Genomic DNA, 6412 nt, shown 5'->3' on the forward strand with positions numbered 1-6412 from the left:
GTAGAAAGTAATTTTCAGAAAGTTTGGGTATACCCGGTAGAAGATTATGGGCTTACTTACGATTTTTATACTAATAATAATAAAAAACTTACATAGGAAGATGAGTTAAATTAAGAACGTCCGTATCTTGCCATCCTTAGTTGTTTTGATGTAACAGTATTTGGTTTAGTATCATATCCCAATAATGCTACAATTCTAGGTGTAGAACCAGTAACTCGTGTCACCCGATGNTGGCCGAAAAAACTTACATAGGAAGATGAGTTAAATTAAGAACGTCCGTATCTTGCCATCCTTAGTTGTTTTGATGTAACAGTATTTGGTTTAGTATCATATCCCAATAATGCTACAATTCTAGGTGTAGAACCAGTAACTCGTGTCACCCGATGGAGTGAACTTCGTCCCTCGAATAACATTAATGTTCCAGAAATCATAGGGACAGTAGTAACCTGCTCGCTCTTATCTAGAAGGATATCGGCGATCGAGTTATACTCTTCTCCATCACCCGAACGAATAAGAGGGGCACATTCAAACTCCCCTCCACTTTCAGAGGACTGAAGAGAAATACTGACAGCAAAATCAACCTCATCAAAATGCCATGCTAGTTCATCTCCTGGATACATAATTGACAAATTCAGCGCTCCCAACTCATCTTTGTAGCGGTATATTTGATCTTTCCCTAAAATTATCGCTATAAAATTCATTAGCTGTTCCCACTCATAAAGCTCTTTGAGGAAAGAAGATTCGAGAAATTGATCGTAAGCAATCGCATGAAGGGATGTTCTCATTAACATTTGTAGAGTATCGGATAGAGAAGATTGATCTTTACTCTGATAGCTAGTATATACACTTGATACACTCTCCATGTGATGCGCTTGTGGTAGAAGTTTGTTCGCTTCTGATACTATGCTTTGGGTTGCTGTCGGAGTCAGAAAATTAGGAAGAATAAATACTCCAGTATGGGCAAGGGAGCTACGAGCATCATCCCGTAATTTTTGTATCCGCTCTGAGTTCAGTTGAGTAATTGGATATTTAATATCGTTTATTAATGCAATAGACATCAATTTTCTTCCTTATTCAATCATAAATTAGTATTGGCCAAATTTTTAGTTCTGTGCATTCTCTGTCGTGCAAAAGAGAGATAAATAACAGAATTTTCAAACATTATACCAATTTTATAAATGTTTGCTAAAAATAGCTAGGGTACTTCTTAGAATTCAGAATCCAGAATTCAGGAGTCGTATGGGAATAAATTTAATACCAGTTTTCAGGTTGTAAATTCTCTTTTCTATCAAAGGGACATTTCCTACAAAATATTTTTATTGCACTTATTATTTGTAACATTCTTTTTTCAAATTGGTTATGATAAAACGTTTGACAGTGCTTTTCAAATAAATGACCTCACTTGACAATCAAAACCATGTAGGGATGTTCCANTAGGTTGCGGGTAATCAAAAAGTAGATAAAAAAAGTGAAATTCCTGTCCGTTCCCTGTTTCCTATTCCCTAAAAGCAGTAAGATTTTTATACACAAATAAAATAGGATTGCTGTAAATTATATCAAATCCGCTTACAGCGCTTTTCAGATTGATGAACCATATCGTCACAACCAGAACTTTGTAGGGACGTTCCATGGAACGTCCTGTGGTTTACCCAAATGAAAACTGGTGTAATTCGGTATAAGCAAAATTTCATATTTAATAAAGAGGAAATCTACCTGAATTCTCTTTTCTCCTGACTCCTAGATTAACCATCTAATTACACGAATGCTAATTTGATATTACTTACCTTTTTGACAAAGATAAACTCCTTCTTCCTGATTAGCAGACTCCGAATAATTCAATATATTTATCCCATAACTACTGAGGATTTCTTGCAGTTTTGTAGTGGTATAACGGTAGGAGAAAAACAAGCCAATTTTATCCCCACTTTTCCACTCTATCAATTCGTCATCCAATTTAAAACTCACATCATTATTCAATTCAAAATCAGCATTAACTCTTTTCAAATTAGGATTTTCCTCATCATCTTTAATCCCAAACTGGATATTCCCATTTTCGTGATTAACTCCCACATCTTCCAATACAGTAATCAGCCAATCTTTAGTTAATTCATTATCATATTGTGGCAGAATTTTTTCAATACCTTGAACATAATCAGAACCAGGTGCTAAATTTGCACTTAATAGTAATAAATCTCCCTCATTCAAAAAATTATTTAAAGTTGGGAAAATTTGCTGGGGATAAAAATTAGGAATCATACCAAAAAACGTAATAATTCTTCTTTCTTGCTCATCCCTTTTCTGAATCTGAAACATTAAATCATCAGCATGGAGTAAATCACAAACAATTGGTTGTACAGATAATTCAGTTAAAGAACTCCTAGCTTTTTGAGCCGAAATTATTGCCAGAGATAAACTAACATCTAGAGGATAATAAATTAACTCTCGCCGTTGATTAGATAAGTACGACAATAACAAACTGTCTTTAGTTCCACCTCCAGAACCTAATCCAATTAACTGTATACTAGAAAATTTATCTAAGGTTTCGGCTGTTTTTTGGAAACATTTTTCATAGGTATTAATAGCATCTCGATCGTTTCGAGAAGGAGAATATTCTTGGTGAATTTTTAACCATTTTTGACTTTGCTTGACACTATCATAATGAAATTTATGATTAATTTGCTTCCCAGAAAAACTGACTAAATAATCTTGATAAACTTGGTCAGGAAATTGACTAGGATGCACAAATACTTGTTCAAATTTTGCCGACATAATAATTCTAGATAATTTGATTTGGAATAGGCTAATTGTAGGGGCGAATGGCCATTCGCCCCTACATTCCTGCTGTGACTATGTTTGAGAAGAGCGAGAATGCCCGCGCCAGTAGTGGCGACTGCTATAAGTCCTATTTTAAGGTATGGTTCAAAGTAGCTAATTTTAGCTATCTGTAGCAAATGTGTTATTCACAAAAAAAAAGCTATTTCCGCAGCATTCCGTAACAGAAATGCTTAAAGCTATAATACTAATTTTTGCGAGTATTAGTATATAATNATCAACCGCAATACCTAGATTTTTTCCATCTAGCATAGTTTCTTGTTCTGAAACTTCTCCCTGTTCTTCTGGTAGAGAAGTGAAAGGAAAAACTATGCCGAAAAGAAAAGTAAGCACATTTTACCAGGCAAAAGTATCACTTATACTAAAAAGTTAAAGTTTAGAGGATTAAAAAAATGGAAAACTAGAAACAACATAAGTTAAATAACGATAAAGTCAAGCAACTTTTTATGAAGGGTGTTAACATTTATTTTCAGGATTACCACTAACTTTAGTATGTGAAGTCTCTCCCGTTAAATCAAAGATTATAACGGGAGCTTCTAAAACAGAGATAATTGAACCCAAGTTTCAAAAGTTTCTTGCTTCTCAGGCTGACCAACGTCTAAGCCTCCACAAGCAGGCCAGATGATACCCACCTCGCTTAATGCTTTATTTAATATGTTCTTTGCTGCATTCTCATCTCTATNAAGCCTCCACAAGCAGGCCAGATGATACCCACCTCGCTTAATGCTTTATTTAATATGTTCTTTGCTGCATTCTCATCTCTATCTAAAACTATTCCACATTTAGGACAAGAGTGAGTTCTAACTGACAAAGTTTTAGGTACTTTATGACCACAATTTGAACAATTTTGTGATGTATTGTGAGGAGTGACTTTGACTACATGAACACCGCGTTTGACCGCCACTGCATTCAACTTTTCAATAAAAGCACCCCAGGCTACATCATAGATTGATTTTGATAGTTTACTATTTTTAGCTAAACCTTTTATATTGAGGTCTTCAACAGCAATTAAATCATATTCTTTAACTAATTTATGAGAAGTTTTATAATGAAAATCTTCTCTTTGCCTAGCAATATGTTGATGCAATTTAGCTATTCTATTTTGAGCCTTTTTCCAGTTATTAGAACCAATTTCTTTTCTATCTGCTTGACCTTGCTTTCTGGCTAAATTCGATTGTGCTTTTCTATAAAAATTTGGAACAGGAACAGTTTCTCCAGTATTAGTAGTTAAAAACTCTTTTAATCCTACATCAATACCTACAGCAGTTTTGATATTATCTGTAGGAATTAGACTAGGAATTGACTTGTCTTCTAAGCTGAAACTTACATAATAACCATCAGCTTTTTTAGTTATAGTTGCAGTCTTAATAACAAATCCATCTGGAATTGGTCGATGAACTATAACTGGAATAGTACCAAATCTGCTAATACTAATTTGCTTCCCATCAAACTTAATTGCAGCTTTAGGATGATTCACCCTACTAAAACTTAATGACCTTAATTTGCCAGACTTCTTAAATCTTGGTCTACCAAATCTCTTGCCTGTTTGATCTGGAACTAACCAACGTTTCCAAGCTTTATCAAGTCTTTGTAAGTTAATTTGTTGAACTTCCGAATATATCTCTTTGTATTCTGGAAAGAGAATTTTTGTTTGTTTAAGTGCTGATTGTTGAAAATAATAATCAGGCTTGCTAGGAATCTCGCCGATAGGACATGACACTATTGAGCATCGGTCTAATTGACACCTGGTTCTATTTAACCAGTCTAGTCTTTGACCATTAGCGNGAATCTCGCCGATAGGACATGACACTATTGAGCATCGGTCTAATTGACACCTGGTTCTATTTAACCAGTCTAGTCTTTGACCATTAGCGTAATTCCAATGCCTCCTGAGCAACTCTAGCCAATAATCAATTTTGACTGACTGTTCAGAAGTGGGCTTGATTTTATAGCAATAAGTAATTATCATATTTTGATTGTACATTTACTGCTATGTTATGTCAAGCAACTATAACAAAGGTTTTAGGTCTGTTTATTCTCTTACTGTTCATATAGTATTTGTCACCAAGTACCGAAAAAAGGTAATTACCTCTGAAATACTCCCGCAGTTACATAAAATATTTGATGAAACCTGCCAAAAGTGGGAATGTGAGTTAGTAGAGTTTAATGGTGAAGTTGACCATGTACATTTGTTAATCACATTTAACCCAAAAGTTCAACTGAGCAAATTTATAGCCAATCTCAAGACTGTTTCGAGTAGATTAATCCGGAGAGACTTTGCTGATTACTTAGCTAGGTTTTACCGGAAACCTGTATTGTGGACTGGTTCTTATTTTGTTGCTAGCTGCGGAGGTGTAACTATTGAGCAATTAAAGCAATATGTTGAACATCAATCGACACCTACATAACCTCGCTGTCGGCAATTCCCCTCCCGTTAAATCGGAGATTATAACGGGAGACCCCTTGCCGAATCAAGTTGGGTTTATCATTTTGGAAATTAATCCAGGTTGTAATTTAGTCAGAGAAATCTAATGAATACTTAGGGATATTTTCCCTATCCCTTTTCATCTGCATACCAAAGCGGAATGGAGTTTTATCGCCAGTTCATGCAACAAAGCCATAGAAAATTTAGTGCCGATATAATGTTTGAAATTTAGGGAGTAGAAATAGGTTGTAATAAAATGCCTAGGAAACAATTAGCATCAAGGGTGAATATTTATAATTTATATAATGATTATGCAACCCCAAATTAAAATATATAAATTTAAGACGTCATGTACCGTGAAGACTTACCAATTTATACTCAAATTGTTGAAGAGTTACGCCAAAATATTCAGCAAGGAGTTTATCAACTAGGAGACAAGTTACCGACTGAAGCTCAACTCAGCGAATATTTTGATGTTAACCGTCATACTTTGCGCCGGGCGATCGCTATTTTGAAAAGTGAAGGGTTGCTGAGAGTAGATCAAGGTCGTGGAACTTTTGTTGTGGGTAAACCTATTCAATATGTTATTGGTAAACGGGTACGCTACAATAAAACTCTCATTGCTCAAGGCCAAAAACCTAATTTTCAATTGCTACAAGTAGTTGAAATATCTGCTAATGTTACTATTGCCCAAAAACTAGAAATAGAAGTAGGTGCTGCTGTAGCTTTAATTGAACGTTTAGCTTTTGCAGATGAGCAACCCCTTAGCATTTGTAGTAGTTATTTTCCTTTAGATCGTTTTCCAGAAATAATAGAGGAGGAAGGAATCCAATTTTTGCAACAGAAAGGTTCAATTTCTCAATTGTTAAGGGAGCTATATAATTGCGACCATATTCGTCATAGAACTCATGTTTATGCTCGTATAGTTGAACATAAAGATGCTTCTGTTTTGGAAGTTCCTCTTAATCACCCTATTTTATTAGCGGAGTCGATAAATGTAGATGGGGATGGCAAGATTATTGAATATGGGATGACAAGATTTAGAGGCGACAGGATGGAATTAGTATTTGAAAATTAATAGAGTTGTTGGGAAATAACTTAGATTACAAAAAAAATAAAATGAAAACAGATATATTTAGTTAGTGATTTTATTAT

General features: G+C 34.7%; 4 protein-coding genes and 2 pseudogenes. 2 read left to right on the forward strand and 4 right to left on the reverse strand.

All coding sequences use genetic code 11. The features are described from left to right. Nucleotides 1-266: 266 nt before the first annotated feature. From AFK68_RS15665 to AFK68_RS41850, 4 genes and pseudogenes are all read right to left on the reverse strand, one after another. Nucleotides 267-1058: a hypothetical protein gene (locus AFK68_RS15665; protein ID WP_094673596.1), complete on the reverse strand. Its 792-nt coding sequence runs from the start codon at nt 1056-1058 to the stop codon at nt 267-269. A gap of 718 nt (nt 1059-1776) precedes the next feature. Further along, nucleotides 1777-2769: an L-histidine N(alpha)-methyltransferase gene (locus AFK68_RS15670; RefSeq protein ID WP_094673597.1), complete on the reverse strand. Its 993-nt coding sequence runs from the start codon at nt 2767-2769 to the stop codon at nt 1777-1779. 746 nt (nt 2770-3515) lie between these two features. Beyond that, nucleotides 3516-4616, reverse strand: a pseudogene (locus AFK68_RS15680) (RNA-guided endonuclease InsQ/TnpB family protein); the annotation flags it as partial. A gap of 1 nt (nt 4617) precedes the next feature. After that, nucleotides 4618-4816: pseudogene (locus tag AFK68_RS41850) on the reverse strand (helix-turn-helix domain-containing protein); the annotation flags it as partial. A 13-nt stretch (nt 4817-4829) separates the two neighbouring features. Between AFK68_RS41850 and tnpA the strand changes: the two are divergent. Further along, the gene (gene tnpA, locus AFK68_RS15685) at nt 4830-5240 is read left to right on the forward strand and encodes an IS200/IS605 family transposase (RefSeq protein WP_094673600.1); all 411 of its coding nucleotides are present in this window, start codon (nt 4830-4832) and stop codon (nt 5238-5240) included. A 366-nt stretch (nt 5241-5606) separates the two neighbouring features. After that, complete coding sequence (gene phnF, locus AFK68_RS15690; protein ID WP_094673601.1) at nt 5607-6335, forward strand: phosphonate metabolism transcriptional regulator PhnF; 729 nt, start codon at nt 5607-5609, stop codon at nt 6333-6335. The last annotated feature ends 77 nt before the right edge of the window (nt 6336-6412 follow it).

The sequence above is a fragment of the Hydrocoleum sp. CS-953 genome (genome assembly GCF_002260545.1).
GTDB lineage: Bacteria > Cyanobacteriota > Cyanobacteriia > Cyanobacteriales > Microcoleaceae > Trichodesmium.

Coding starts and splice junctions, on each gene's coding strand:
- AFK68_RS15665 (WP_094673596.1), bottom strand. CDS start 1,058: ATGTCTATTGCATTAATAAACGATATTAAATATCCAATTACTCAACTG.
- AFK68_RS15670 (WP_094673597.1), bottom strand. CDS start 2,769: ATGTCGGCAAAATTTGAACAAGTATTTGTGCATCCTAGTCAATTTCCT.
- tnpA (WP_094673600.1), top strand. CDS start 4,830: ATGTCAAGCAACTATAACAAAGGTTTTAGGTCTGTTTATTCTCTTACT.
- phnF (WP_094673601.1), top strand. CDS start 5,607: ATGTACCGTGAAGACTTACCAATTTATACTCAAATTGTTGAAGAGTTA.